Here is a 26,295-nt window from a genome sequence, read left to right as displayed (position 1 = left end):
GAGAGGAGGATAGGACTATGTATGCAACGAATTACCATCGCGCCTCCTCGGTCGACGAAGCCGTCAAGCTTCTGTCCAATACCGATGAAGGCAAATATGTCTCCGGCGGTATGACGCTGATCGCCACCATGAAGCAGCGTCTGGCATCGCCGAGCGATCTCGTCGATCTCAGGCATATCCCTTCGATCAAGGGGATCCGCGTCGATGGCCGCAGGGTCACGATCGGCGCGGCGACCACCCATGCGGAGGTTGCCTCCTCTGCCGCCATCCGCGCGGTCTGTCCGGCGCTCTGCGACCTTGCCGGCATGATCGGCGATCCGCATGTCCGGCATATGGGGACGATCGGCGGCTCCATCGCCAACAATGATCCGGCGGCGGATTACCCCTCGGCGATGTTGGCACTGAACGCCACCATCGTCACCGACCGGCGCCAGATCGCGGCCGACGACTTCTTTCAGGGTCTGTTCGAGACGGCGCTGGAAGGGGCGGAGCTCATTACCTCCATCGCCTTCGACGCTCCGGAGCGGGCGGGCTATGCCAAGTTCCCCAACCCCGCCTCACGCTATGCGATGACGGGTGTCTTCGTCGTCAAGGGGGCAGGTGGGGTGCGCGTTGCCGTCACCGGTGCCGGTGCGGACGGCGTGTTCCGCCATGCCGAACTGGAGCAGGCGCTTGCGGTGAACTGGCTGCCGGACGCTGTTACGGGCGTAACGGTCGATCCGTCATCGTTGCTTTCCGACCTGCATGCAACAGCGGAATATCGCGCCAACCTGGTTAAGGTCATGGCCAAGCGCGCCGTGGCTGCCGCTTAGATTCGCCATGAACAAGCCCGGAGCGGCGGAGTTTACCCTCCGCTCCGGAGAGAGTGTTTCCAGCATGGTTCCGATTGTCAAATTGATGTGATTGGCTATTCTTGTCTGGAATTGTTCAAAATTAGGGGCCATTTGCCGCAGCGGGCGCGAAAGCAATGCGGAGGGGTTGACGTGTGATCCGGCATTCTCGAAAACGGTCGCACGGTACTGGAGCATATGATGGATTTCGAAGCATTTTTTAAGGGCGAGCTGGAAGGTCTTCACAATGAAGGCCGCTACCGGATCTTCGCAGATCTGGAACGCCGCAGTGGCAATTTCCCCCGCGCTATCAGGCATACCCCGAACGGCCCGCAGGAAGTGACCGTCTGGTGCTCCAACGACTATCTCGGCATGGGCCAGCATCCAAAAGTGATCGAGGCGATGAAGCAAGCGATCGATCACTGTGGCGCGGGTGCGGGAGGCACCCGGAATATTTCTGGCACCAACCACTACCATGTTCTGCTCGAGCAGGAGCTTGCCGATCTCCACGGCAAGGAATCCGCGCTGATTTTCACCTCGGGCTACATCTCCAACTGGGCGACGCTCGGCACGCTCGGCGCGCGCATTCCCGGCCTCATCATCTTCTCGGATGCGCTCAACCACGCATCGATGATCGAAGGCATTCGCTATGCGAAGTGCGACAAGGTCATCTGGAAGCACAACGACCTGCACGATCTTGAAGCCAAGCTGAAGGCTGCCGATCCGAAGGCGCCGAAACTGATCGCGTTCGAGAGCGTCTATTCCATGGATGGCGATATCGCCCCCATCAAGGAGATCTGCGATCTCGCCGACAAGTATGGCGCGATGACCTATCTCGACGAAGTGCATGCCGTCGGCATGTACGGCCCGCGCGGCGGCGGCATTGCCGAACGTGAGGGATTGATGGATCGCCTGACCGTCATCGAAGGCACGCTCGGCAAGGCATTCGGCGTCATGGGCGGTTATATCGCTGCTTCCACTGCGCTCTGCGATTTCATCCGGTCGTTTGCGTCAGGCTTCATCTTCACGACGTCGCTGCCGCCGGCTCTGGCCGCGGGTGCCGTCGCCTCGATCCAGCATCTGAAGGTCAGCCAGTTCGAACGCATGCGGCATCAGGATCGTGTGCGCAAGCTGCGTGCGCAGCTCGATGCATCAGGCATTCCGCATATGCCGAACCCGAGCCATGTCGTGCCGGTCATGGTCGGCGACGCGGCCAAGTGCAAGTGGATTTCCGACCTGCTGCTCGATGCCGGCGTCTACGTTCAGCCGATCAATTATCCGACCGTGCCGAAGAAGACCGAGCGCCTGCGCATTACGCCGACGCCGCTGCATTCGGATGGTGATATCGAGCAGCTGGTCGGTGCGCTGCACGCGCTTTGGTCTCGCTGTGCGCTCGCAAGGGCCGTTGCGTAAGAGACGGCTTCCGCTTCCGGCCACGCCATTATGGCCTTATGCCAAGAATCGAACAGCTGCTGAGTCAGACTTGCTGTCAAGCCGCTCAATGATGTAAGTTTATACTTACGTTTTACGCAGCCTTTTCCCGCTGGGCGACGAGCACGGCGGCGCGGCTGCGTGCTTCCGCGTCGGCGGCAAAGACGGCATCCATGGTATCTGCGCTGCCGGTTGCGATCATCTCGTCCATGATGGCTTCGGCAATATCGGCCATTTCGAGGAAGCCGATGCGGCCATCCACGAAGGCGTGGAAGGCGATCTCCTCGGCCGCATTCATGATCGCGCCCTGAAGGCCGCCGCGTTCCAGCGCGGTGCGGGCAAGGCGCAGTGCCGGGAAGCGAACCTCGTCCGGCGCCTCGAAATCGAGCCGGGCGAGCTTGGCGAAATCCAGCCGATCGACGCTGAGCTTGGTGCGGGCGGGGTAGGTCAGCGCATAGCCGATGGCCGTGCGCATGTCGGGACAGCCGAGCTGCGCCAGAATGGAGCCATCCGTGTAGCCGACCATCGAGTGAATGACGGATTGCGGGTGAACCACGACTTCGATCTGATCGGGGCGCACGTTGAACAGGTGCTTGGCCTCGATCATCTCCAGCGCCTTGTTGAACATGGAGGCGCTGCCGATCGAGATCTTGAAGCCCATCGACCAGTTGGGATGGGCGCGCGCGATCGCCGGCGTGACATTGGCCATCTGTTCTCGCGTCCAGGTGCGGAAGGGGCCGCCGGACGCGGTCAGGATAATGCGTTCGACCGCATGCTGCTGGTCGTCTTCCAATGCCTGGAAAATGGCGCTGTGTTCGCTGTCGACGGGGATCAGCCGGCCGCCGCCCTCAGTAACGGCGCGCACGAAGAGATCGCCGGCGGAGACGAGACATTCCTTGTTGGCAAGCGCGATATCGGCGCCACGGCGCGCGGCTGCCAGCGTCGGCGCAAGACCGGCGGTGCCGACGATCGCCGCCATCGCCCAGTCCGAGGGCATCGAGGCAGCCTCGATCAAGGCATTCTTGCCGGCGCCGACGGCAATGCCGGTGCCTGCAAGCGCATCCTTCAAATCCTGATAGCGCTCTTCCTTGGCCGTCACCGCAAAAGCGGCGCCGCAGGCCCTGGCCTGCTCGGCCAACAGCTCGATATTGTCATGCCCGGTGATGGCGGCGATATCGAAGGCGTCTCGTCCGCCAAGCTGGGCGATGACGTCGAGCGTATTCTGGCCGATGGAGCCGGTCGAACCCAATATCGTCAGGCGCCGGCGCGCCTTGCTGGCGGTGTTCATTCAGGTATCCGCATTTGCTGCTGCTTCCCATGGCTCTACAGGGGATTGTCGGGAGCGGCAAGTCCGGAGCCATGCAACCGCACTGCTGGCGGCGCACGCGAAAAGCGAACGTGCAATTAGTCATATTTTTTTTCAATCTCCATTGAACCAAATGCAAACTGCTGCGTTTTCCGACCACCTGAGTGCGGAGGGTGACGAATGGTTTTCAAGGCGGCAACGTTTCACGGCATGGAGCTCTATCTGGAAAACGAGCAGGCCAGACGCTCGGCGCTGGAATCCGCCGTTGCCAACGCGCTCGCCGTTGCTGGCGGAATCGATGCTTCCGATGTTAGCGTGATCGCGGCAGGCCAGGAAATCCGCCTGCACGGTTCGGTCGCGACCTATCAGGAGGTGAAGCGGGCAACCGCCGTCGCGGAATCCATTCCTGGCGTGCGGTTGGTGAGGAACAGGATCGCTGTGGGGTGAGCACAAGCCTCAATCATCGTTCCTCCTGCGTCCGGTAGGGATCCGACGCGCGTTCCATTTTGAGGAAGATGCATGAAAAGCTCATTATGGCTGCAACCTTGGCTAGCGCCCCATCAGCCGCAATAGGCGTAACCGTCTAGCTAAGACCGGAAGGCGTCCTTCCTCAAGGCTTTTTTACGCTAGGGCTATATCCCGTCAAATTGAAAAATTGATACGCGCTTGGATTACGCCCTTGCAACCATGAAGCGGCGCGCCCATTTCGAAATGCATTCGAAACAACGAGTAGTCGCACTTTCGACGCTGCCACTCTTATTCGCAATGGTTTTCATAGGCCGCAGACGCTAAGGGACCAGACATGCCACGGGTTTTGAACATCGTCTTTCGGTGTGTTTGGGCATTCGTCATAATCACGGCAGCCGTAAGCTTCGGCGCCGCTTATGGCTGGCAAAAGCACGGCCTGATAGCGGCCATTGCGCTAGGGTTCGTTGGTCTCGCGGTCAGCTGGCCGTTTGCATATTCACCCATGGCGTTCTTTCAATTGTTGGCTGAGCTGCTAGCTGGCGTTTGACGATCCCTTCTAAACTAAATGTGGCAGCTTGGTTGCTGTCCGCTGCGGAGCAGGAAAATCATCTTGTGCCGACCAAGAATTCGCGCTCTTGAAATGCGATGGAAATTCGGATGATCTGCGTCTAATACGGGTAATTCGTTAGCACAGGGGGACAAAATTGAAGCTGATTCGCATGATGGTTGCGTCAGCACTAGCCGTTGCCGTCATCGCCGGCATCAGCAACGCTGCCGCCGCCGAAGCTCCCCCATTTCCTGTTTTGGATACATTGCTATCTTGCCGGAATCTTACCTCGAAGATGCTTGTAAAATCCGAGCAGGCTCGCGAAACGGCCAAATGCGTGTATTCGGAGGGCATCGCCAGAGGGCAGTTGCAGAACCACTGGGATCTTGTGACCCCCGACGCTGTCAAAGACTGTATGAAATACCAAGAGCCAGGTAGACAGAGCTATTTCATTTTTCGCGGTTGCGTCAGCTACTCAATAGGTTTCGAATGCATAAAAGGCGCGTATCGCTGCACCACAAAGTAGCGTCCCTGATTTCAGACTGATAACTCACAACCGTGCGCATCATCTCCTTACGCAATTGAGGCTTGCGCTCGCCTAAGGGCTTCGGCAAACGAGCGGGGGAGAATGAAATGGGGAACGCATTTGAGACGACGACTTGCGCTGTCGAAGATCTAAAGAAAAAGCGAGCTATAGAAGCGAGGCGACGCAAAATTACTGCGATTCGAGCCCATTGAAAGAGGTGGTGATCTCGACGCGATTCGAACGCGTGACCCTCAGATTAGGAATCTGATGCTCTATCCTGCTGAGCTACGAGACCACTCGGCATGATCCATACAAAAGCAAAGGCCGGAAGCCAAGCCCTTTTGCGTTGCGGAGACAATCTGTCTTACGCGTGCGCCCCGCGCGGCTTTGAAGGCTGCGCGGGGTGATCGTCAGGCCTCAGGCATTGAGGCGCTGTTCGGCGAGGCGCACCCAGTAGGAAATGCCGTGGGCGATGGCTTCGTCGTTGAAATCGTAGGCCGGGTTGTGCAGGCCGGCGCTGTCGCCGTTGCCGACGAAGATGAAGGCGCCGGGGCGGGCGAGCAGCATGTAGGAGAAATCCTCGCCGCCCATCATCGGGTCGATATTCGGGATGACGTTGCCCGCGCCTGCGATCTCCTCGGCCACCGCAATCGCGTGCTCGGTCTCGTCGGCATGGTTGAAGGTGACCGGGTAGTTTCGGTGGAATTCGATCTCGACTTCCGCGCCGTGGCTTGCCGCGATGCCTGTCACAATCTGTTTGAAGCGCTGTTCGGCAAGGTCGCGCATTTCGGGGTCAAGCGTGCGCACGGTGCCGCCGAAGCTTGCATCGTTCGGAATGACGTTATGCGCGTTGCCGGCGTTGAACTTGGTGACGGAAACGACCACCGATTTCAGCGGGTTGGCGCTGCGCGAAGCGATGAGCTGCAGGTTGGAGACGATCTGCGCGCCGATGGCGATCGGGTCGATCGTCTTGTGCGGCATGGCGGCGTGGCCGCCGAGCCCCTTGATGGAGACGGTGAATTCATCCGTCGCCGCCATGATCGCGCCCTTGCGGATGGCGAAGTGGCCGACGGGTAGGCCCGGCATGTTGTGCATGCCATAGACCTCGGCGATCTGGAAGCGCTCCATCATGCCGTCCTTGACCATGGCATCGCCGCCGGCGCCGCCTTCTTCTGCCGGCTGGAAGATGACGGCGATGTTGCCGTTGAAATTGCGGTTTTCGGCGAGATATTTCGCAGCACCCAGCAGCATGGCGGTGTGCCCGTCATGGCCGCAGGCATGCATCTTGCCAGGCGTTTCGGAAGCATAGGGCTTGCCGGTGATTTCGGTCAGCGGCAGGGCGTCCATGTCGGCACGCAGGCCGATCGTGCGCCCTTCGCCCTTGCCGCGGATCAGGCCGACGACGCCGGTGCGGCCGATGCCGGTCACCACTTCGTCGACGCCGAAGGCACGCAGCTTCTCGGCCACGAAGGCGGCCGTATTCTCAACGGCATAGAGGAGTTCGGGATGCGCATGGATATGGCGGCGCCACTCGGTCACTTCGCCCTGGAGTTCTGCGGCTCTGTTCAAGATCGGCATATGCTGATTTTCCTGCTGCTCAATATCGATTCTGGTTCAACCTGCGGGTCCTTGGCACAGCCTTGGCCAGCTTATCGCGGCCCTTGCGGCGTGCCATCGGGAAATAAAGTCGTCAATCGCCTTTGCCTTCTCCTAGCCATATAGGTTAAATAGACGAAGCTTTCGAGAAAATTCCGGACTTCTGAAGGATAGATCGTGCCGACGAAGCAGAATCGTTTGTATGCCGCCCTGCGGCTCGTTCCTATGGCCGCAGCAGCATCCATGCTTTTCCTGTCGACCGCGCAAACGGCCGGAGCCAATCCGCATATTCTCGTCGATGTCAGCACCGGCCGCGTTCTCGACCAGCAGGAGGCGTTTCGCCGCTGGTATCCTGCCTCGCTCACCAAGCTGATGACGACTTACGTTACCTTTCGTGCGCTTCAGTCCGGCCAGATCAAGCTTGATACGCCTGTCGTCATGTCGAAGCTCTCCGCCGCGCAGCCGCCGGCGAAGATGTACTTCAAGCCTGGCCAGAAGATGACGCTCGACAATGCCTTGAAGATGATGCTGGTCAAATCGGCAAACGATCTTGCCATGGCTGTGGCCGAGACCGTCGGCGGCTCGCAGCAGGGCTTCGTGGCGCGGATGAATGCGGAAGCCGCGCGCCTCGGCATGCGCGACTCGCATTTCATCAATCCGAACGGTCTTCCCGGCAAGGGGCAATTTACGACGGCGCGTGATCTTGCGATTCTCAGCGTGGCGCTGCGCCGCGAGTTTCCGCAATATGCCGGCTATTTCTCGCTCGAGGGCTTCACCAACGGCGTCAAGCAGGTGCCGAACATCAATATGCTCATCGGCCGCTTCGACGGTGCCGACGGCATGAAGACCGGTTTCATCTGCGCGGCCGGCTTCAACCAGATCGCATCGGCAACCCGCAACGGCCGCACGCTGATCTCGGTCGTCCTCGGCACCGACAGCCTGGCGGCGCGTGCCGACGATTCTGCCAATCTTCTGGAAAAGGGCTTCCAGAACCAGCTGTCTACCCGTGACACGCTCGCAACCTTGAGACCCGACGCGCCGCTTGCGGCCGATGTCGCCGATGTCACCGCTGAGATCTGCAGCGCCAAGGGCGCACAGGCGCGCAGCGAAACCCGCGATCCGTTCGGCCGTACCAAGGTACAGTCGCCTTATATCCACGAAATGGATCATGAGCCCAATTTCGTCTATGCCGGCCTGATCGGCGGCCAGGACATCGCAACGGCCGTAAAGGGCGACAAGGACGATGCGACGGCCAGAGGCGACAAGGCGACCAGGGACAATAAGATCGCCATCTCCGGCGGCGCGTCCAATGTGCCGGTCCCGGTGCCGCGGCCCACTTTCTAATATCGGACAGGAATCATGAGCGTTTCGCAGCAAAGAGTACCGGTTGCCATCCTGACCGGTTTTCTCGGTGCGGGTAAATCGACCCTGCTCAACCGCATCCTCAAGGACGAGGACATGCGCGACGCGGCCGTCATCATCAATGAGTTCGGCGATGTCGGCATCGATCATCTGCTGGTGGAAAGCTCCGGCGATTCCATCATCGAGCTTTCCGATGGCTGCCTATGCTGCACGGTGCGCGGCGAGCTGGTGGATACGCTGGCAAATCTCATGGACGCCATGCAGACCGGGCGTATCCGGCCGCTGAAGCGCGTCGTCATCGAAACGACCGGCCTTGCCGATCCTGCTCCCGTCATGCAGTCGATCATGGGCAATCCGATCATCGCCAACAATTTCGATCTCGATGGTGTCATCACCGTCGTCGATGCGGTCAATGGCCTGCAGACGCTCGACAATCACGAAGAGGCGCGCAAGCAGGTGGCGGTTGCCGACCGGTTGATCGTTTCCAAGACCGGGATTGCCGGCGCTGTGCCCGAGGCGCAGCTGGAGAGCCGGCTGAGGGCGCTCAATCCGCGGGCGCAGATCATGAATGCCGACAGCGCCGAGGCGGGACGCGCCGCCATTCTCGTCAACGGTCTTTACGATCCCGCATCTAAGATCGCCGATGTCGGCCGCTGGCTGCAGGATGAGCTGGAGGCGGACGACGATCATCATCACCATGATGAGCACGATCACCACGACCATGATCATGACCACCATCATGGCGATCATGGGCACCACCATCACCATCATGCGCACCATCACGGCCACCGGCATCAGCACGCTCATGATGTCACCCGCCATGACGGGTCGATCCGCTCCTTCTCGATCGTCGAGACGCAGCCCATCGATCCTACGGCGCTGGAAATGTTCATCGATCTCCTTCGTTCGGCGCATGGCGAGAAGCTTCTGCGCATGAAGGCGATCGTCGCCGTGTCCGACCGGCCGGAGCGTCCCGTCGTGCTGCATGGCGTCCAGAACATCTTTCATCCGCCGGTGCGGCTGCCGGCCTGGCCCGATCCTGAAGACCGGCGCACGCGTATGGTCATCATCACCAAGGATCTGCCCGAGGATTTCGTGAAGGGCCTGTTCGACGCCTTCCTCAGCAAGCCGCGCGTCGATACGCCTGATAGGGCGGCGTTGGAGGACAATCCGCTAGCCGTGCCGGGGATGAAATTTTAGATTTACGCTGATGGCCTCGATGTAGCCGATCACCCCTTGCGGATCACGAAACGATGGCCGCTTTCCGTCTTCTCGCTTGCGAGAAGCGCATGGCCTTTTTCATTGCAGAGATGGGGAATGTCGATGACAGCAAGCGGATCCGTGGTTTCCACGGTCAACGTCGCGCCGCTTGCCATGGCGCGCAGGCGCTTTTCCGTCTTGATCGCCGGATAGGGGCATTTCAGGCCGCGCAGATCGTAGATCTCGGTATCCCGGCTATTCACTCTTCGCCCAGAACTTCCAGAAAGGCGGCTTCTTGGCCTCGGTCTGTGCGGTCTCGACGGCGGGGTTCGGTGCGTAGGCGAGCGCATTGAGGCCGGGGTTCATCGGGTTTGCCGCCGGGATCGGCACGTTCGCGGGAACATTGGCAGCAACGATCGGGCCGGCCGCGGGCTGCTGCGCGGTCGCCAACGTGGCGCCTGCCGCAGGGCTTGCTGCCGCCACCCGGATACTTGCCGTCGTCGGATTGCCCGTCGGGCTGGCAACAGTGCCGCCGCGCGCAATCTGTTGCGCCGACTGGTTGGACATCATCGATTCGAGGTCGGCAACCTTCATCATCTTGCCGGCGGCAAGGGCGGTGCCTGTGGGAGCGTAGGCGAGATCATGGCCCTTGCGCTGCTTAGCGACGACGGCCTTGCGCTCTGCCTCAGTCGGATCGTACCAGGCCATGCCGTCGAATTTCTTGGAGGCCATGGCGTAATCCGCCTGGTACTGCTTGTCATAGGTCGCAAGCGCCATCTGCAGAGCAGGCGGGGTGGTCATGACAGGGCATTTGCCGCCGGCGTTGAAGGGGCCGCTGGCCTGCTGGTTGAAGACGTATTTCTTCTCGCAGACCTCGACCTCGGGCGGGCGCTTGGTGACTTCGAAATTGTCGTAGCCGACCTTCAGCATCTTCCAGAATTCGATATTGGGGCTGAGGCGGTGCTTCCACATGTTTTCCGCCGTCATGCGGAAGGGGAAGGCTTCGAGCTGAACGGCCTTCTGGCCGCCCTTGAAGGCGTCGCGCGCAAAGGCATAGATTTCCAGCACCTGCTGGTCAGTCATCGAATAGCAACCAGACGACGAGCAGGCGCCATGGATCATCAAATTGTTGCCGGTGCGGCCATTGGCGGCATCGTAGCGGTTCGGGAAGCCGGTGTTGATCGCGAGGTAGTATTTCGAATTCGGGTTCAGGTTGGCCGGCGTCAGCATATAGAAGCCTTCCGGCGCTTGCCGGTCGCCTTCCTTCACCTTCGGGCCGAGGCGGCCGGACCAGGCGCAGATCTTGTAATCGGCGATGACTTCGAAGCGGTTGCTCTGGTTCGCCTTCAGGATCTCCATCACGCCTTCTTCCTTGAAGATGCGGATCATGATCGGCGAGTTGCGGTCCATACCCTTCTTTGCCATGTCGGCGAGGATATGGCTCGGAAGCGGCTGTTCGACCTTGTTCTTCACCTTCGACAGGTCGATCGACGCGGTGTCCAGTGCGTCGTTGCAGCCGGCGAGTGCCAGCGCCATTAGGGAAACATAGGCAAGGTGACGAATGCGCATTCTGACTTGGTCCATAAATGCGAAGAGTGGCAGCTCGATCTGTTTCGCCACTCCCCTCGAAGCATGAAACGGAATCATAGACGGCTTATACTTGAAAATTCCTTACCAGCCTATGACGTGCCCGCAGCGCGTCGGCAAGCTTTTCTTTGCCATAAATAGCTTCGATAACGGAAATGTGGCCAAGGTTTGGCCTCATTCCCGTTTTTCGCGATCACTTTTTCCGAAAAGAGCTTAGAGATTGCGGCCGATGTTGAGGAATTTCTGGCGGCGGTCGTTGCGCAATTGTTCACCTGAACGGCTGGAAAGCTCTGCAAGCGCGTTCGCAATCGTCTCGCCGGCCGCGCTTATCACCGCGTTCGGATCGCGATGCGCGCCGCCGACGGGCTCGGAGATGATGCCGTCGATCACGCCGAGACTTTTCAGATCATCGGCGGTTATCTTCATATTGGTGGCGGCTTCCTTCGCGCGCGTTGAATCGCGCCAGAGGATCGAGGCCGCACCTTCCGGCGAAATCACGCTGTAGATCGAATGTTCGAGCATATAAACGCGGTTGCCCACGGCAATCGCGATGGCACCGCCCGAACCGCCTTCACCGATCACGATGGAGACGATCGGCACCTTCACGCCAAGACACATCTCGGTCGAGCGCGCAATCGCTTCGGCTTGGCCGCGTTCTTCTGCCCCGACGCCCGGATAAGCGCCGGCCGTATCGACCAGGGTGATGACGGGCAATTGGAAGCGGTCGGCCATTTCGAGGATACGGATCGCCTTGCGGTAGCCTTCCGGCCGGGCGCTGCCGAAATTATGCTTCAGACGGCTCTTGGTGTCGTTGCCTTTTTCCTGGCCGATGAGGGCGACCGGCTGACCGCGGAAGCGGGCAAAACCTGCCTGGATGGCGGCATCCTCGGAAAATTGGCGATCGCCGGCCAGCGGCGTGAATTCCGTAAACAGCGTACTGGCATAGTCGACGAAATGCGGGCGCTGCGGGTGGCGGGCGACCTGTGTCTTCTGCCAAGCGTTAAGCTTGGAATAGATGTCGACCATCGCCTCGCGGACGCGGCCTTCAAGCCGTCCGACTTCTTCGGACGTATCGATGCTTTCGTCTTCGCTCGCCAGTTTCTTGAGCTCGTGAATCTTGCCTTCGAGATCCGAGATGGGTTTTTCGAAGTCCAGATAATTGTGCATGAGGTGCGTTTCCGATCCTTTTGCCCGTGACGAGAGATGGCGGCTTGAGCCTGTATGCCGGTCCTAATCCTGTTTTTTTGCCTGTTTGGCAAGGGGGTGATGCGTTTGGACCAGCTGATGAAGGCGTTCTTCCAGCACATGTGTGTAGATTTGTGTCGTCGAAATGTCCGAATGACCGAGAAGTTCCTGCACCACGCGCAGGTCTGCGCCGTTGGCGAGAAGATGGCTCGCGAAGGCATGGCGCATCACATGCGGCGAGATCATCGAAGGCGTCAGGCCGGCCCGGATGGCAAGATCCTTGAGATCGCGTGCAAAGACCTGCCGCGGCAGATACCCCTGCTTGGACGCCGCGGGGAAAAGCCAGGGGCTTTCCGGTAGCGGCTGCTTGGCGTTGGCTGAAATGGTGGCCTGCAGGCGCCTATAGGCCTTCAGGGCCGAAATGGCAGTCTGCGATAGCGGCACCAGCCGCTCCTTGTTGCCTTTGCCGCGGATCATCAGAAAGCGCCCTTCCTGATCCAGGACTTTCGCGGGCAGGGAGACGAGCTCGCTGACGCGCATGCCGGTGGCGTAAAGCATTTCCAGAAGCACCAGCATGCGCAGGCGCTGCAACTGATCGGGCCCTTCGACCGCCGCTTCCCGCTCCGCCTGGGTCAGAAGCTTCGTCACCTCATCGACGCCCATCGTCTTCGGAAGGGCGCGGCCTTTCTTTGGCGCATCGAGAATTCCGGTGGGATCGTTCGTGCGCAGACCTTCGGCATAGAGGAACTTGTAGAACTGCCGCATGGCGGAGAGGCGGCGTGCCTGGGAGGATGGCTTGAAGCCCTGGCTCGACAGGCTGGAAAGATAGGCGGCCAGATCACCGGGGCTTGCCTCCGTCAAGCGGACGCCCTGCCCGGAAAGAAATGAATGGAGATCGTCGAGATCGCGCTCGTAGGATTGCAGCGTGTTGACGGCAGCACCCCGCTCGGCGCTCATCATCTCCAGAAAGGCTTCCAGATGCACTCGCCCCAGATCCCTTTTGCTCGCTCGTACATTCTCAGCTGGCGCGCTCATGGTTTCAGCGCGCCTGTCGTCGGTGGATTGAGGCGCTCGGGGGCAATGCGGATCGTCACATCGCGCGGCTGGGGATCGACGAAGAGCACCAGAGCCCACATCGCTCCATATATCGATCCGGCGATGACCGCGCAGATGACAAGGAAGCGAAACAGGGTGGGCATTCGAAAACTCTCCTTCGCCGTTCAGTGGCGCGGCGATGCGCTATAATTATATTCCTTCAAGAGTTAGCCGAAGGATATTGCAGACATGTTTACGGCAGCGGCGTCTTGACGCTACCGGCGCATTTGACGATACCGTTTCCAAAGAAATTGTGAATGGGCCGATGAGTGAACAAGTCCTGACCCTTGCCGAGAGCTTGAGAGACAAGGCGCGCGCAGCGCTGGGTCAGCGCAATCTTGTCTTTATAGGATTGATGGGAGCGGGAAAATCCTCGATCGGCCGGCCCGTTGCGCAGCAGCTCGGCCTCCCCTTCGTCGATACGGATGCCGAAATCGAGCGCGTGTCGCGCATGACGATCGCCGAACTGTTCGCCGCTTACGGCGAACAAGAGTTCCGAGCGTTGGAGACGCGCGTCATCAAGCGGCTGCTCAAGGGCGGCCCGCGCGTCGTCTCGACGGGCGGCGGTGCGTTCATCAACGAAAGCACGCGCCTGCATGTCAAGCGCGGCAGCCTTTCCGTCTGGCTGAAGGCCGATCTCGATGTGCTCTGGGATCGGGTGAACAAGCGCGATACGCGCCCTCTGCTCAAGACCGAGAATCCGAAACAGACCCTCGAGAACCTGATGAATGCGCGCTATCCGATCTATGCGGAAGCCGATATCACGGTTCTCTCCCGCGACGTAAACAAGGATATCATGGTCAGGGAAGTCCTTGCCGCCATCGCCGAGGGAAAGAAAACAGAAAGCAAAATGCCATGAATGCGATGACACCGGCTTCCGCAGAGCGCCTTGTGCGCGTGCCTCTCGGTGAACGTGCCTACGATATCCTGATCGGTCCCGGTCTGATCGCGCGTGCGGGCCAAGAGATCGCCGCGCGGCTGAAAGGCCGCAAGGCCGCCATCATCACCGATGAAAATGTGGCGCCGCTCTATCTCGGTGCGTTGGTCGCCAGCCTGGAAGCTGCGGGCATCCAGGCTTCCAGCCTCGTTTTGCCGGCCGGCGAGAAGACCAAGAGTTTCGAGCACCTGATCACCGTTTGCGATGCGGTGCTCACTGCGCGTGTGGAGCGCAATGATGCGGTGATCGCGCTTGGCGGTGGCGTCATCGGCGATCTCTCGGGCTTTGCCGCCGGCATCGTGCGGCGCGGCGTCCGTTTCGTTCAAGTGCCGACATCGCTGCTGTCGCAGGTGGATTCGTCCGTCGGCGGCAAGACCGGTATCAACACTCATCACGGCAAGAACCTCGTCGGCGTCTTCCACCAGCCCGACCTCGTGCTGGCCGATACCGATGTGCTGAATACGCTGAGCGAGCGCGAATTCCGCGCCGGCTATGCCGAAGTCGCCAAATACGGCCTGATCGACAAGCCGGATTTCTTCGCCTGGCTCGAGGCCAACTGGAAGGATGTTTTTGCCGGCGGGGCGGCCCGCATCGAGGCGATTGCCGCGAGTTGCCAGGCGAAATCCGATGTCGTCGTTGCCGACGAGCGTGAAAACGGGGCGCGTGCCTTGCTCAATCTCGGCCACACCTTCGGCCATGCGCTAGAAGCGGCCACCGCCTATGACAGCCGCCGGCTGGTGCATGGCGAGGGTGTCGCGATCGGCATGGTGCTGGCGCATGAATTTTCCACGCGCCTCAATCTGGCAAGCCCGGATGATGCCAAGCGTGTCGAGACGCATCTGAAGGCCGTAGGCCTGCCGACGCGGATGGGCGACATTCCGGGCGAGTTGCCGCCGGCCGAAGTGCTGATGGATGCGATCGCGCAGGACAAGAAGGTCAAGAGCGGCAAGCTCACCTTCATCCTCACGCATGGTATCGGTCAGTCCTTCGTTGCCGACGACGTGCCGTCTTCCGAAGTCCTGAGTTTCCTGAAGGAAAAACATCCCTGATGACCGTCGAGGGCACGCTGGCTGTATTGCTCGAATATTGGCCCGAGATCATCTCGATCATCGTGCTCGTGTTGGTGTCGGCGTTTTTTTCCGGTTCGGAGACGGCACTTACGGCCGTCTCGCGCACCCGCATTCATACGCTGGAGGCCAACGGCGATGAAAGCGCCGGTATCGTGCGCCACCTCATCGAGCGTCGGGATCGGCTGATCGGCACTTTGCTCATCGGCAACAATCTCGCGAATATCTTGGCGTCTTCGCTGGCGACCAGCGTTTTCCTCGGTCTGTTCGGCAATTCGGGCGTGGCGCTGGCAACGGCAGCCATGACCGTCATTCTCGTCATCTTCGCTGAGGTCCTGCCGAAGAGCTGGGCGATTTCGACTCCGGATCGCTTTGCGCTCAATGTGGCGGCGCCGGTGCGGCTGTTTGTCGCGATCGTCGGCCCCGTATCGAGCTTCGTCAACGCCATCGTGCGCTGGATCCTTGGCCTGTTCGGCATCAACCTCTCCAAGGAGGTGTCGATGCTGTCGGCGCACGAGGAGCTGCGCGGTGCTGTCGATCTGCTCCACCGCGAGGGTTCGGTCGTCAAAGCCGACCGCGATCGCCTGGGCGGCGTGCTCGATCTCGGCGAGCTCGAATTGTCCGACATCATGGTGCACCGCACGGCGATGCGAGCCATCAATGCCGACGATCCGCCAGAGGTGGTCGTGCGCGCGATCCTTGACAGTCCCTATACGCGCATGCCGCTCTGGCGCGGCACGATCGACAACATCATCGGCGTCGTGCATGCCAAGGATCTGCTGCGAGCCTTGGCGGAACGCAATGTCGAGCCGGAAAATCTCGATATCGTCAAGATCGCGCAAAAGCCCTGGTTCGTGCCCGACAGTACCAACCTCGAAGACCAGCTCAACGCCTTCTTGCGCCGCAAGCAGCATTTCGCCGTCGTCGTCGACGAATATGGCGAGGTGCAGGGCATCGTCACCCTGGAAGACATTCTGGAGGAGATCGTCGGCGATATCGCCGATGAGCACGACCTCGATATCCAGGGCGTGCGACAGGAGGCCGACGGCTCGATCGTCGTTGATGGCGTCGTACCGATTCGCGACCTGAACCGCGCGCTCGACTGGCACTTGCCCGACGAGGAGGCGACGACGATTGCGGGTCTCGTCATCCACGAATCGATGACCATCCCGGAAGAGCGTCAGGCCTTCACCTTTTATGGCAAGCGCTTCATCGTCATGAAGCGGGAAAAGAACCGCATCACCAAGCTGCGCATCCGCCCTGCCGAAACGGAAGAGGCAAAGCCGGAGTAATTCCGGCTTGCAGCCAACCTACCAACGGACCGCCTCGCCAGGGGCCGCAGGCTCCACGGCCAGCGCGTGCAGCCCCGCATCCAGCTCGGGCTTCAGCAATTCATTGATCGCCCGGTGGCGCGCAAGGCGCGGCATGCCCGAGAACTTGGCGGACACGATTCGAATTCTTATATGGGTTTCGCCGGTTCCGGTCATGTCAGGCTGATGGCCCGCATGAAGGTGGCTTTCATTGATGACGGCAAGGCGCTCGGGCGCGAAGGCGTCGATGAGCTTCCGCTCAATGCGGGATTGCAGTGTCGTTTCCATATTCCCGCATCGACCTCGCTTGCGAAAAAAGGCTCCCACAAAGCCTATAACATTCCTGTTTGTCAATTCTTGTTGTGGGGTATCCAAGGCCCCATAATTAGGACGCCATGAGACTTGATTCAAAATATTTCGATCGCATTCGCACCCGCCGCAAGCGCGCGCAGGAACCCGAACAGGGGCCGCCGACGTGCCAGTGGGACGGCTGCGATAAACACGGCACGCATCGCGCCCCGGTGGGGCGCAATGCGGAAGGGCAGTTCTTTTTGTTCTGCTTCGAGCACGTCAAGGAATACAACAAGGGCTACAATTATTTCTCCGGCCTCTCGGATGGCGAGATTGCGCGTTATCAGAAGGAAGCCATCACCGGCCACCGTCCGACCTGGACGGTCGGTGTCAACAAGGCTGCCAAGAACAGTCCGCTTCAATCAGATATCCGCTCCGGTTCCTATTCCCGCGTTCGCGACCCCTTCGGCTTCGTTAGGGAAGGCGAGGGGCAGGGTCGGGGACCGCGTTTCCCGCAGCAGCGCAAGCTGAAAACGCTGGAGGCGAAGGCATTCGATACGATGGGCCTTGACGCCAATGCCGCGGCCCCGGAAATCAAGCGCCGCTACAAGGAATTGGTGAAAATGCACCATCCCGATGCCAATGGCGGCGATCGCGGCTCGGAAGAGCGTTTTCGCGCGGTCATTCAGGCCTATCAATTATTGAAACAGAACGGTTTTTGTTAATTCCCGTCCTTGCTCTCCGCCTTCAATCAGGTATGGTCCAAATCGGCTGAAGCTGCGGGCAACCGCGGCAGGGTGCGCATTTGGCTGGCTGCACCTCGGTCAACTTTCCGGACGCGGCGTTTCTTGTCCGGGGACTCTGTTCAAGGATGCTCGCAAGCGATCATATATCGTGCCGAGATTTTGCTTTAGTCCCGGAGAAGTATCGCCGCTGTTCCGACCGAACGGATGCGGGCAACAAGCTGCGGCGTTTCGGAAAAATCGGCTGAGTTTGATATGGCAGGGTGAGAGCCACCCGCCCTGGAGACATGATGAGCAAGATTGACCTTGATATTTCCGAGATCCCCGATACCACCGTTTCGGTCCGTGAAGTCTTCGGCATTGATTCCGACATCCGCGTCCCTGCCTATAGCCAGGGCGGCGCCTACGTACCCGATCTGGATACGGACTACCTCTTCGACCGCGAGACCACGCTCGCCATTCTCGCGGGCTTTGCTCATAACCGCCGCGTGATGATCTCGGGCTATCACGGTACCGGCAAGTCCTCCCACATCGAGCAGGTCGCTGCGCGCCTCAACTGGCCGTGCGTGCGTATCAACCTCGACAGCCATGTCAGCCGTATCGACCTCGTCGGCAAGGATGCCATCGTCGTCAAGGATGGCCTGCAGGTCACCGAATTCAAGGACGGCATCCTGCCCTGGGCCTATCAGCACAATGTCGCGCTCGTCTTCGACGAATATGATGCCGGCCGTCCGGACGTGATGTTCGTCATTCAGCGCGTGCTGGAATCCTCGGGCCGCCTGACGCTGCTCGACCAGAGCCGCGTCATCCGTCCTCACCCGGCCTTCCGCCTGTTCGCAACGGCCAACACCATCGGTCTCGGCGACACGACTGGCCTTTATCACGGCACGCAGCAGATCAACCAGGCACAGATGGACCGCTGGTCGATCGTGACGACGCTGAACTACCTGCCGCACAACAACGAAGTCGATATCGTGCTGGCGAAGGTGAAGTCCTTCCGCAACGACAAGGGCCGCGACATCGTCTCCAAGATGGTTCGCGTTGCCGACCTGACGCGTGCGGCTTTCATGAACGGCGATCTGTCGACCGTCATGAGCCCGCGTACCGTCATCACCTGGGCCGAAAATGCGGAAATCTTCGGCGACGTCGCCTTTGCCTTCCGCGTCACCTTCCTCAACAAGTGTGACGAGCTGGAGCGGCCGCTGGTCGCCGAGCACTATCAGCGCGCTTTTGGCGTCGAGCTGAAGGAAAGTGCCGCCAACATCGTGCTCGAAGCCTAGAACATTTCCGCTTTTCTTCGAATCGCGAAAACGTTCTATCTTTTTGTTTTGACGCAATTCCGGATAGAAAACTGCTATGCATTTTTCCTGGAATTGCTTTAGGGAAAAGCCGATACATCATGTCAGGTCGCGGAGATAATTCCAAAGCGAAGCCGGGTGCACCGGTGGACATGGAGCCGTTGCGCCGGGCGATCACCGGCTGTGTCCGCTCGATCGCCGGCGATGCCGAGGTCGAGGTGGCCTTTGCCAACGAACGCCCGGGAATGACCGGCGAGCGCATTCGCCTGCCGGAACTTTCAAAACGGCCGACGGCGCATGAGCTGGCGGTGACACGCGGCCTCGGTGATTCGATGGCCCTGCGGCTTGCCTGTCATGATGCCCGTGTCCACGCCGTGATGTCGCCCCAGGGTGCCGATGCTCGCAGCATCTTCGATGCCGTCGAGCAGGCGCGTGTCGAATCGATCGGTTCGTTGCGCATGAGCGGCGTTGCCGCCAACCTCAATTCCATGAATACGGAAAAATACGCCAAGGCGAATTTTTCCGGCATCGAACGGCGCGAGGATGCGCCGATCGGTGAGGCCATGGCGATGATTGTGCGCGAGAAGCTGACCGGTCAGAAACCGCCGGAAAGCGCCGGCAAGGTGCTCGACCTGTGGCGCCCCTTCATCGAAGAAAAGACCGGCGGTCAGCTCGAGAACCTGTTGTCGTCGATCAACGACCAGCAAAGCTTTGCCCGTGTCGTCCGCAACATTCTGACGGCCATGGAAATGGCCGAGGAATATGGCGACGAACAGTCGGAACCCGACAGCGAGGACCAGCAGAGCGAAGAGGACAAGCCGAGCGGCGAGGATCAGAACGACGACGACGTCAAGGAAGACGAAGGCTCCGATGCCGCGCCGGCTGAGGATAGCGAAGCTTCCGACGAGCAGATGGAAGACGGCGCGACCGAAGACGGTGGCGAGATTTCCGACGATGACATGAGCGAAGAAGGCGAGGAAGATTCGGAAACGCCGGGCGAAACCCGCCGTCCGAACACGCCCTTCGCCGATTTCAACGAGAAGGTCGACTATCACGTCTATACGGAGGAGTTCGACGAGACCACGACCGCACAGGAGCTGTGCGATGTGGCCGAGCTTGAGCGTTTGCGTGCCTTCCTCGACAAGCAGCTTGCGCATCTGCAGGGCGCCGTTGGCCGGCTCGCCAACCGTCTGCAGCGTCGCCTGATGGCCCAGCAGAACCGCTCCTGGGACTTCGATCTGGAAGAGGGCTATCTCGATCCGGCCCGCCTGCCACGCCTGATCATCGACCCGACGCAGGCGTTGTCCTTCAAGATGGAGCGCGACACGCAGTTCCGCGATACGGTCGTGACGCTGCTGATCGACAATTCCGGCTCGATGCGCGGACGACCGATCACGGTTGCTGCCTCCTGCGCCGACATCCTCGCCCGCACGCTCGAGCGCTGCGGCGTGAAGGTCGAGATCCTCGGCTTCACCACCAAGGCCTGGAAGGGTGGCCAGGCGCGCGAGAAGTGGCTCGCCAGCGGCAAGCCGCAGACGCCCGGCCGTCTGAACGACCTGCGCCACATCATCTACAAGTCTGCCGACGAGCCCTATAGACGGTCTCGCAGCAATCTTGGCCTAATGATGCGCGAAGGCCTGCTCAAGGAGAATATCGACGGCGAGGCTCTGATCTGGGCACATAACCGCCTGCTCGGTCGCCGCGAACAGCGCCGCATCCTGATGATGATCTCGGACGGTGCGCCGGTCGATGATTCCACGCTGTCGGTCAATCCCGGCAATTATCTGGAGCGGCACCTGCGCGCCGTCATCGACCAGATCGAGACGCGCTCGCCGGTGGAACTGCTGGCCATCGGTATCGGCCATGATGTGACGCGCTACTATCGCCGCGCCGTCACCATCGTCGATGCCGACGAGCTTGCTGGCGCCATGACGGAGCAGCTTGCCTCGCTGTTCGAGGATCAGACGAGCATGCCGCGCTCGCGCATGCGCCGCGCCAGCTGAGCCCGCTCAGGTTTCCCTTGGCATCGGCCTTGCGGCCGGTGCCTTTTCTGACGGAAGGGACTGTTTCCTTTGGCCTTGATCTGCGCTGGCAGAAGACGGTTCTATTGGCGGCAGTTTTCGCAACGCTGCTTGCCGGCTGCAGCTCCGGCGATAATGGCGAGAAAGGTGGTCCGGCAGATATCCGCGCGACCGTGATTTCCACCTTCAAGCCCGGTTCGAAAGAAACACAGTTCGGCGCGCTGGAATTTGTCGGTGGTCTTGAACTCAGCTCGGATAATGTGCTTCTCGGCGCCATCTCCGCTATTCGCTTCCGTCCCGATCAGCGGCATTTCGTTTCCGTGCTGGATACCGGCCATTGGCTGACCGGAACCATCGAGCGCGATGGAGAGGGCCGCCTGAAGGGTGTCGGCGACGCCCGCATCACACCGATGATCGACCGTCATGGCAGCACGGATGCCGGCAAAGGAGATATGGATGCCGAAGGCTTGGCGCTGCGCAGCAATCACGTCCTTGTCAGCTATGAACAATATCACCGTGTCGATGCCTATCCCGATCCGGGTTTCGAGATTTCGCCGCCCGATGGCACAATGCCCATTCCCATCCCGAGATCAGAGCTGCGTTCCAATCGCAGCCTCGAGGCGCTGATGATCGCGCCTCAGTCGAGCCCGCTTGCCGGCAGTGCGGTGATCGTTGCCGAAGACAGTCTGGACGATCAAGGCAATCTGCTCGCCGCAATTCTGGACGGGCCGTTGAATGGCCGCTTCACCGTCCGGCGCCATGGCGGCTTCAATGTCAGCGACGGCGTCTTTCTGCCCGATGGGGATCTATTGCTGCTGGAGCGGCGCTTCGGGCTGATCCATGGTCTCGGCGTGCGTATCCGCCGCGTCGCCGGCGCGAATATCAAGCCAGGTGCGGTCGTAGATGGCGAGGTGATCTTCGAGGCAGGGCCCGGAGATCAGATCGACAATATGGAAGGGCTGGATGTCTTCCGGGCAGCCGACGGCTCCCTGCATCTCGTCATGGTTTCGGATGACAATCATTCCATTCTGCAGCGCAGCCTGATGCTGGAGTTCAAGCTGCATGACGACAATATCGTCAGCCAGAATTGAGAGTGGCGAGCGGTCTGATTCTCGGCCGCTGCCATCCTTCTTTGTCAGGAAATGGTGCCGCGCGTCACATTGAGTCGCGCGGCGGATCATTTGGCCGTCAAGCCATCGGAGCCTGAGGCATCGGCTTCAACATGTTCATCAGCGCGCCGTAGGGCAGCAGCATGACGAGGCCGACAGTCACCTTGACCGAGAAATCGCCGATCGCCCAGGAAATCCAGCGCGGTGCCGAGGTGGAGAACGCGCCAAGAATCGGCGCCCATTCGATCGCGAAGGGATCGTTCGGCCCGAAGAAGACGAAGAAGGGCGCGAAAGCGAAGGAGAAAAAGATCAGCGTGTCGAGCATCGAGCCGATGAGCGAGCCGAACAGCGGCGCGCGCCACCAGGCCAGGCGGCGCAGGCGGTTGAAGACCGAGATGTCGAGCAGTTGGCCGGCGAGATAGGCCGATCCGGAGGCGATCGCGATGCGCGGCTGTGCCGTGTAAAACGACAGGGCGACACCAACGACGAAGCCGGCAAAGACGACCTTGCGCGCGGCCTTCGGACCGAACTGGCGGTTGGTCAGATCGGTGATGAGGAAGGCGACCGGATAGGTGAAGGCGCCCCAGGTGAGGATATCCGCGAGATTGATGCCGGCGAGCGTCGCCTGCAGCGGATATTGCACGAGGATGTTGGAAGCGACGACGACCAGCGTCATCAGCAGAACGTAGACAAGGGTATGACGTATCGTCAGCATTTTTTTATCCTGGGAGATGCCACCAGTTGAAAGAAACCGGACATGGAAAAAGGCTTGTCCGGAGATGATCCGTGCAAGCCTCTTAGCCGGTATGAAATCGCGAAGTGCTAGTGCTGCTTAGGCAGCAACGGCAGCTTCAGCAGACTTCTTGACGATCTGGCGACGCAGCAGGCGAGCGCGCATGCTGAGTTCGTTTTCGCTTGCCTTGATAAGGAAAGCGTCCAGACCACCGCGATGCTCGACCGAACGCAGCGCTGCAGCGGAAACGCGCAGACGGTAGCGCTGGCCGAGAACGTCGGAGATCAGCGTGACCTGGCAGAGGTTCGGCAGGAACCGACGCTTGGTCTTGTTGTTGGCGTGGCTAACGTTGTTGCCCACGAGGACGGCCTTGCCGGTCAATTCGCACATGCGGGACATGGTACACCTACTTTTGTTTTTCTCGGCCATCGAATAGACATGCCGGGCAAAACCCGACGCGCAATCCAACAGGCCATAATTGGAAAGTTGCGGTTCTATAGTCAGAGAGGCTGGCCGCGTCAAGCCAAACCTTGTGTTTTCCCGCAATTCCGTCAAAAAGCTGCTGTTGTCTGACGCTCGCAGCAGGCGAGCAAAGCAACTATATAACTTGCCTGATCCTCGTTGAAGGCCTTGATCATGGTTCAAATTCGGAAGTGGCTTCTCATTTCAGCGATCGTTGCGTCGATGCCGTCGCTGGCAATGGCCGACGTGCTGCGGCATGAAACGCGGTATCGCGTTTCGCTGGCCGGCCTGCCGATCGCCAGGGCGGATTTCAAGACCGAAGTTACCGGAAAGCAGTTCACCATTCGCGGCGATATCACCTCTGCGGGCCTTGCGGATCTCGTGACCTCGATCGATGCGAAGACCGATGTGACCGGCGTCGTCGACGACAGCAAGCTGCAGGCGACGCATTACACGCTCTTCTACAAGAGCGGGAAGAGGGAGCGCACCTATGACGTTGCCTATACCAACGGCAACGTGACGTCGAACACGATCACACCCGAACCGAAACGGCCGGATACCTGGGTCCCGGTCACGGGGAACGACCTGAAATCCGTGCTCGACCCGATATCGGGTATGATCTTTCCGATTACGCCCAGCCTTAACCTCTGCAATCAGACGCTGGCCGTCTTCGATGGCGAGATGCGGATGGATTTGAAGCTGTCGCCGAAGGGATCCCACCCCTTTTCGACGGAAGGTTTCAAGGGCAAGACCATCGCCTGCGGCGTGCGCTTCACACCGAAGAGCGGCTATAAGAGCACGCGCAAGGACTATCTCTATCTTGCCAAGAGCGACGATATGGAGATCTGGTTCGCCAAGGCGGATGCCATGAATGTCTACGCTCCCGTCTACGTCCGTATCCCGACCCAATACGGAACGGTGACGATCACGGCCGTAAAATACGGCAGCTAGACGCGCCGCTGTTTCACAGAACGCTTGACGCTTCCCGTCGTTGTTTCTACGCAATTCCACGAAAATTGCTGGGTATTACGCGGGCTCGGGACGTCCGCGGCAAGGGGACAGGAATGAAATTTCGTGCGACGTTGACAGGCTTTTTGGCCATTTTGATGTGGTCGTTTCTGGCGCTTTTGACCGTCGCTTCCGGGAAGATGCCACCCTTCCAGCTGCTTGCCGTCTGTTTTGCGATCGGCAGCATTCCTGGCATCATTGTTCTTCTGCTCAGGCCCGAACGGCTGCAACTGCTGCGCCAGCCCGCCAAGGTCTGGATCACAGGCATTGCCGGCCTGTTCGGCTATCATTTCCTCTATTTCACCGCATTGCGCCATGCGCCTGCGGTGGAGGCTGGCCTGATCGCCTACCTCTGGCCGCTGCTGATCGTTGTCGGATCCGCATTGCTGCCAGGTGAGCGGCTGCGCTGGTATCATATTTTCGGTGCCTTGATGGGGCTTGCGGGCACGGTTCTGATTGTCGGCCGCAACGGCTTTCATTTCGAAGGCGCCTATGCCGTCGGCTATGGTGCGGCGTTCCTTTGCGCCTTCACCTGGTCCGGTTATTCGCTGATCACGCGGCGTTTCGAGGCTGTTTCCACCGATGTGGTCACGATATTTTGCCTTGCGACCTCGATCCTTTCCTTCTTTTGCCATCTGGGGCTGGAGGAAACCATCTGGCCGGAGAACCCGGCCCAGTGGATCGCCGTGCTCGGTCTTGGCCTTTTTCCGGTCGGGGCCGCCTTCTATGCCTGGGACTTCGGCGTCAAGAACGGCGATATCCAGATCCTCGGCGCGGCAAGCTATGCCGCACCGCTGCTCTCGACGCTGATCCTGACGCTGTTCGGTTTTGCCGAGCCGAGTTGGGGTATAGCGCTTGCCTGCCTGCTCGTGACTGGAGGTGCGGTGCTGGCCGCCCATCGCATGATCCTGCGCCGGGGCGACGCAGAGCAAACGCGGGCGGAAGCGGCGGAATAGCTCCGCCGTCCCCGCTGCCATTTATTTCTTGAAGACTTCTTGCAGGAAGGCCACGAGCGACGGTCGCCAGACATCCATCTCATGCTGGAGATCCGGATATTCGTGGTATTCGTGCTTGATCTTCTTGGCGTCGAGCGTCGCCTTCAGGCCCGCAACATCCTTGCCGACGACCTGGTCCTTGCTTCCGACCGTTACCGTGAAGTTGTGCAGGGCCTTGTTGATCTTCTCCGGCTCGTTCAGCACGGCATCGACGGTCTTGTTCGGCACGGTCGTCGTGCTGACGCCGCTGAAGGTTGCGACCCAGCCGAAGGTATCCAGATGTGAAAGACCGGATACAAGAGCCTGATAGCCGCCTTGTGACAGGCCGGCCACCGCGCGGCCGCTCGTCTCGTTTCGCACCCGATAATGCTTCTTCATGTAGGGGATAAGGTCTTCGATCAGCTCGCGATCGGCTGCCTCGGCATTCGCCGGATAGAAATTCGCGCGGCGATCGGCGGCCGGGAAATTCTCGGCGATCGCGTTCGGCACGTCGGTTTCCGTATCCGGGATGACGACGATCATCGGCTCGATCTTCTTGTCAGCAAGGAGGTTGTCGAGGATCTGCGGTGCGCGGCCCTGGAGGACCCAGGACCCCACAGTATCGCCGAAGCCGTGATAGAGGTAGAGCACCGGCAGCGGCTTGGAGGAATCGGTGTAGCCGGGTGGTGTGTAGACATACATCTGCCGTTCCGAATCGAGCGCCTTGGAATGCAGGGTCACCAGCCGCAGGTCGCCGTGGGGCACATTGCGGATATCGAGAATGCTGCCGGGCACCAGGATCAGGCTGGTATTGACCTGTCGCTGTGGCTTCGGCGCATTGGTGCCGGGATCGATGCTGCGGAAACCGTCGATGTTGAAGTAATATTCGTAGAGATTCGGCTTCAGCACCTCCGTCTTCGCACTCCATGTGCCGTCGTCGCCGCGCTGCATGGTGATGGGTTCGCGCGAGCCCGAGGTGACGGAAACTGCTTTCGCACCCGGAGCATAAAGGCGGAAGGTGATCGAGCCGTCCTTTTCGACAGAGGTCACGAAGTTTTTCAGGGGCTGGGCGGCCGGCGGCGAGGCCGGTGCATCTAGGGCAAAGACAGGGGCGCTCATGACACAGCCTGTCGCGACGAGCAAAGGAAACAATAAACGCACGAAAAAACCTCCTCCAGATGAATCAATTTTCACTCTCCCCGTGTAAAG

Annotated in this window: 26 protein-coding genes and 1 tRNA gene; 15 read left to right on the top strand and 12 right to left on the bottom strand. The window is 60.0% G+C overall.

Annotated elements, in window-relative coordinates; genetic code table 11:
* Positions 1-17 precede the first annotated feature (17 nt).
* Entirely contained in the window at positions 18-812 is a 795-nt protein-coding gene (locus AC13RE_RS20285) for an FAD binding domain-containing protein (protein WP_488564257.1), read from the top strand.
* Between the two features lie 219 nt (positions 813-1,031).
* Entirely contained in the window at positions 1,032-2,243 is a 1,212-nt protein-coding gene (gene hemA, locus AC13RE_RS20280) for a 5-aminolevulinate synthase (protein ID WP_488564325.1), read from the top strand.
* A gap of 112 nt (positions 2,244-2,355) precedes the next feature.
* On the opposite strand, the gene dxr is transcribed toward hemA, so the two are convergent.
* Positions 2,356-3,549: a 1-deoxy-D-xylulose-5-phosphate reductoisomerase gene (gene dxr, locus AC13RE_RS20275; protein ID WP_488564256.1), complete on the bottom strand. Its 1,194-nt coding sequence runs from the start codon at positions 3,547-3,549 to the stop codon at positions 2,356-2,358.
* Positions 3,550-3,747: 198 nt separating this feature from the next.
* On the opposite strand from dxr, the gene AC13RE_RS20270 reads away from it, so the two are divergent.
* Entirely contained in the window at positions 3,748-4,014 is a 267-nt protein-coding gene (locus AC13RE_RS20270) for a BON domain-containing protein (protein ID WP_106999216.1), read from the top strand.
* Positions 4,015-4,739: 725 nt separating this feature from the next.
* Positions 4,740-5,108: a hypothetical protein gene (locus AC13RE_RS20265; protein WP_488564255.1), complete on the top strand. Its 369-nt coding sequence runs from the start codon at positions 4,740-4,742 to the stop codon at positions 5,106-5,108.
* 218 nt (positions 5,109-5,326) lie between these two features.
* Here AC13RE_RS20265 and AC13RE_RS20260 read toward each other — a convergent pair.
* A tRNA-Arg gene (locus AC13RE_RS20260) sits at positions 5,327-5,403 on the bottom strand.
* 122 nt (positions 5,404-5,525) lie between these two features.
* Complete coding sequence (locus AC13RE_RS20255; RefSeq protein ID WP_488564254.1) at positions 5,526-6,686, bottom strand: M20 aminoacylase family protein; 1,161 nt, start codon at positions 6,684-6,686, stop codon at positions 5,526-5,528.
* Between the two features lie 195 nt (positions 6,687-6,881).
* Between AC13RE_RS20255 and AC13RE_RS20250 the strand changes: the two genes are divergently transcribed.
* Together AC13RE_RS20250 and AC13RE_RS20245 are read left to right on the top strand one after the other, a co-directional pair.
* Complete coding sequence (locus AC13RE_RS20250; RefSeq protein WP_488564253.1) at positions 6,882-8,048, top strand: D-alanyl-D-alanine carboxypeptidase family protein; 1,167 nt, start codon at positions 6,882-6,884, stop codon at positions 8,046-8,048.
* Positions 8,049-8,063: 15 nt separating this feature from the next.
* A complete protein-coding gene (locus AC13RE_RS20245) occupies positions 8,064-9,266 on the top strand; it encodes a CobW family GTP-binding protein (protein ID WP_488564252.1) in 1,203 nt (400 codons plus the stop codon).
* A 29-nt stretch (positions 9,267-9,295) separates the two neighbouring features.
* On the opposite strand, the gene AC13RE_RS20240 is transcribed toward AC13RE_RS20245, so the two are convergent.
* The 5 genes from AC13RE_RS20240 to AC13RE_RS20220 form a co-directional block, all read right to left on the bottom strand.
* Entirely contained in the window at positions 9,296-9,529 is a 234-nt protein-coding gene (locus AC13RE_RS20240; protein WP_488564251.1) for a sulfurtransferase TusA family protein, read from the bottom strand.
* Complete coding sequence (locus AC13RE_RS20235; protein WP_488564250.1) at positions 9,522-10,835, bottom strand: L,D-transpeptidase family protein; 1,314 nt, start codon at positions 10,833-10,835, stop codon at positions 9,522-9,524. Before AC13RE_RS20235 ends, AC13RE_RS20240 begins: the two co-directional genes overlap by 8 nt.
* Positions 10,836-11,066: 231 nt before the next feature.
* Positions 11,067-12,020: an acetyl-CoA carboxylase carboxyltransferase subunit alpha gene (locus AC13RE_RS20230; RefSeq protein ID WP_132720669.1), complete on the bottom strand. Its 954-nt coding sequence runs from the start codon at positions 12,018-12,020 to the stop codon at positions 11,067-11,069.
* 63 nt (positions 12,021-12,083) lie between these two features.
* Positions 12,084-13,073: a site-specific tyrosine recombinase XerD gene (gene xerD / locus AC13RE_RS20225; protein ID WP_488564249.1), complete on the bottom strand. Its 990-nt coding sequence runs from the start codon at positions 13,071-13,073 to the stop codon at positions 12,084-12,086.
* Positions 13,070-13,237: a hypothetical protein gene (locus tag AC13RE_RS20220; RefSeq protein ID WP_015341347.1), complete on the bottom strand. Its 168-nt coding sequence runs from the start codon at positions 13,235-13,237 to the stop codon at positions 13,070-13,072. Before AC13RE_RS20220 ends, xerD begins: the two co-directional genes overlap by 4 nt.
* Positions 13,238-13,398: 161 nt before the next feature.
* Between AC13RE_RS20220 and AC13RE_RS20215 the strand changes: the two genes are divergently transcribed.
* The 3 genes from AC13RE_RS20215 to AC13RE_RS20205 are packed head-to-tail and all read left to right on the top strand — an operon-like array spanning position 13,399 to position 16,429.
* On the top strand, positions 13,399-13,992 hold the full coding sequence (locus AC13RE_RS20215) for a shikimate kinase (protein ID WP_132720671.1): 594 nt from the start codon (positions 13,399-13,401) through the stop codon (positions 13,990-13,992).
* A complete protein-coding gene (gene aroB / locus AC13RE_RS20210; RefSeq protein WP_488564248.1) occupies positions 13,989-15,119 on the top strand; it encodes a 3-dehydroquinate synthase in 1,131 nt (376 codons plus the stop codon). The genes AC13RE_RS20215 and aroB overlap by 4 nt, the downstream gene beginning before the upstream one ends.
* Positions 15,119-16,429, top strand: coding sequence for an HlyC/CorC family transporter (locus tag AC13RE_RS20205; RefSeq protein WP_015341344.1), 1,311 nt, complete (start codon positions 15,119-15,121; stop codon positions 16,427-16,429). Before aroB ends, AC13RE_RS20205 begins: the two co-directional genes overlap by 1 nt.
* Positions 16,430-16,447: 18 nt before the next feature.
* Here the strand turns inward: AC13RE_RS20205 and AC13RE_RS20200 are convergent, their stop codons facing one another.
* A complete protein-coding gene (locus AC13RE_RS20200; protein ID WP_112421194.1) occupies positions 16,448-16,735 on the bottom strand; it encodes a BolA family protein in 288 nt (95 codons plus the stop codon).
* A 107-nt stretch (positions 16,736-16,842) separates the two neighbouring features.
* Here AC13RE_RS20200 and AC13RE_RS20195 point away from each other — a divergent pair, with 107 nt between their 5' ends.
* The 4 genes from AC13RE_RS20195 (at position 16,843) to AC13RE_RS20180 (ending at position 21,891) form a co-directional block, all read left to right on the top strand.
* On the top strand, positions 16,843-17,463 hold the full coding sequence (locus tag AC13RE_RS20195; protein ID WP_015341342.1) for a J domain-containing protein: 621 nt from the start codon (positions 16,843-16,845) through the stop codon (positions 17,461-17,463).
* A gap of 308 nt (positions 17,464-17,771) precedes the next feature.
* Positions 17,772-18,761 (top strand): cobaltochelatase subunit CobS, encoded by a 990-nt coding sequence (cobS, locus tag AC13RE_RS20190; RefSeq protein ID WP_112336426.1) that lies wholly within the window; start codon positions 17,772-17,774, stop codon positions 18,759-18,761.
* Between the two features lie 119 nt (positions 18,762-18,880).
* Complete coding sequence (gene cobT / locus AC13RE_RS20185; protein WP_488564247.1) at positions 18,881-20,782, top strand: cobaltochelatase subunit CobT; 1,902 nt, start codon at positions 18,881-18,883, stop codon at positions 20,780-20,782.
* Positions 20,783-20,886: 104 nt separating this feature from the next.
* On the top strand, positions 20,887-21,891 hold the full coding sequence (locus tag AC13RE_RS20180) for an esterase-like activity of phytase family protein (protein WP_488564246.1): 1,005 nt from the start codon (positions 20,887-20,889) through the stop codon (positions 21,889-21,891).
* A 97-nt stretch (positions 21,892-21,988) separates the two neighbouring features.
* Here AC13RE_RS20180 and AC13RE_RS20175 read toward each other — a convergent pair whose 3' ends face one another.
* Positions 21,989-22,624 (bottom strand): queuosine precursor transporter, encoded by a 636-nt coding sequence (locus AC13RE_RS20175; protein ID WP_132720675.1) that lies wholly within the window; start codon positions 22,622-22,624, stop codon positions 21,989-21,991.
* A 117-nt stretch (positions 22,625-22,741) separates the two neighbouring features.
* Positions 22,742-23,041: a 50S ribosomal protein L28 gene (gene rpmB, locus AC13RE_RS20170; RefSeq protein ID WP_004107717.1), complete on the bottom strand. Its 300-nt coding sequence runs from the start codon at positions 23,039-23,041 to the stop codon at positions 22,742-22,744.
* 237 nt (positions 23,042-23,278) lie between these two features.
* Here rpmB and AC13RE_RS20165 point away from each other — a divergent pair, with 237 nt between their 5' ends.
* Both AC13RE_RS20165 and yddG read left to right on the top strand, forming a co-directional pair.
* Entirely contained in the window at positions 23,279-24,055 is a 777-nt protein-coding gene (locus AC13RE_RS20165; protein WP_488564245.1) for a DUF3108 domain-containing protein, read from the top strand.
* 113 nt (positions 24,056-24,168) lie between these two features.
* The gene (gene yddG, locus AC13RE_RS20160; protein ID WP_488564244.1) at positions 24,169-25,068 is read left to right on the top strand and encodes an aromatic amino acid exporter YddG; all 900 of its coding nucleotides are present in this window, start codon (positions 24,169-24,171) and stop codon (positions 25,066-25,068) included.
* A 21-nt stretch (positions 25,069-25,089) separates the two neighbouring features.
* Here the strand turns inward: yddG and AC13RE_RS20155 are convergent, their stop codons facing one another.
* Positions 25,090-26,247 carry an esterase gene (locus AC13RE_RS20155; RefSeq protein ID WP_488564243.1) on the bottom strand — a complete coding sequence of 386 codons (1,158 nt, stop codon included), beginning with the start codon at positions 26,245-26,247 and terminating at the stop codon, positions 25,090-25,092.
* Positions 26,248-26,295: the final 48 nt, after the last annotated feature.

This window comes from Martinezella sp. CNPSo 3959 (assembly GCF_057784355.1).
The sequence above is the reverse complement of the archived record's forward strand: the minus strand, read 5'-3'. Positions and strand labels throughout refer to the sequence as shown.

Bases quoted from the DNA above. Each gene is read 5' to 3' on its own strand.
- aroB (WP_488564248.1), top strand. From the start codon at position 13,989: ATGAATGCGATGACACCGGCTTCCGCAGAGCGCCTTGTGCGCGTGCCT.
- AC13RE_RS20235 (WP_488564250.1), bottom strand. From the start codon at position 10,835: ATGCGCATTCGTCACCTTGCCTATGTTTCCCTAATGGCGCTGGCACTC.
- cobS (WP_112336426.1), top strand. From the start codon at position 17,772: ATGAGCAAGATTGACCTTGATATTTCCGAGATCCCCGATACCACCGTT.
- AC13RE_RS20220 (WP_015341347.1), bottom strand. From the start codon at position 13,237: ATGCCCACCCTGTTTCGCTTCCTTGTCATCTGCGCGGTCATCGCCGGA.
- xerD (WP_488564249.1), bottom strand. From the start codon at position 13,073: ATGAGCGCGCCAGCTGAGAATGTACGAGCGAGCAAAAGGGATCTGGGG.
- AC13RE_RS20205 (WP_015341344.1), top strand. From the start codon at position 15,119: ATGACCGTCGAGGGCACGCTGGCTGTATTGCTCGAATATTGGCCCGAG.
- AC13RE_RS20175 (WP_132720675.1), bottom strand. From the start codon at position 22,624: ATGCTGACGATACGTCATACCCTTGTCTACGTTCTGCTGATGACGCTG.
- hemA (WP_488564325.1), top strand. From the start codon at position 1,032: ATGGATTTCGAAGCATTTTTTAAGGGCGAGCTGGAAGGTCTTCACAAT.
- AC13RE_RS20165 (WP_488564245.1), top strand. From the start codon at position 23,279: ATGGTTCAAATTCGGAAGTGGCTTCTCATTTCAGCGATCGTTGCGTCG.
- rpmB (WP_004107717.1), bottom strand. From the start codon at position 23,041: ATGTCCCGCATGTGCGAATTGACCGGCAAGGCCGTCCTCGTGGGCAAC.
- AC13RE_RS20285 (WP_488564257.1), top strand. From the start codon at position 18: ATGTATGCAACGAATTACCATCGCGCCTCCTCGGTCGACGAAGCCGTC.
- AC13RE_RS20200 (WP_112421194.1), bottom strand. From the start codon at position 16,735: ATGGAAACGACACTGCAATCCCGCATTGAGCGGAAGCTCATCGACGCC.
- AC13RE_RS20255 (WP_488564254.1), bottom strand. From the start codon at position 6,686: ATGCCGATCTTGAACAGAGCCGCAGAACTCCAGGGCGAAGTGACCGAG.
- yddG (WP_488564244.1), top strand. From the start codon at position 24,169: ATGAAATTTCGTGCGACGTTGACAGGCTTTTTGGCCATTTTGATGTGG.
- AC13RE_RS20245 (WP_488564252.1), top strand. From the start codon at position 8,064: ATGAGCGTTTCGCAGCAAAGAGTACCGGTTGCCATCCTGACCGGTTTT.
- cobT (WP_488564247.1), top strand. From the start codon at position 18,881: ATGTCAGGTCGCGGAGATAATTCCAAAGCGAAGCCGGGTGCACCGGTG.
- AC13RE_RS20270 (WP_106999216.1), top strand. From the start codon at position 3,748: ATGGTTTTCAAGGCGGCAACGTTTCACGGCATGGAGCTCTATCTGGAA.
- AC13RE_RS20230 (WP_132720669.1), bottom strand. From the start codon at position 12,020: ATGCACAATTATCTGGACTTCGAAAAACCCATCTCGGATCTCGAAGGC.
- dxr (WP_488564256.1), bottom strand. From the start codon at position 3,549: ATGAACACCGCCAGCAAGGCGCGCCGGCGCCTGACGATATTGGGTTCG.
- AC13RE_RS20215 (WP_132720671.1), top strand. From the start codon at position 13,399: ATGAGTGAACAAGTCCTGACCCTTGCCGAGAGCTTGAGAGACAAGGCG.
- AC13RE_RS20195 (WP_015341342.1), top strand. From the start codon at position 16,843: ATGAGACTTGATTCAAAATATTTCGATCGCATTCGCACCCGCCGCAAG.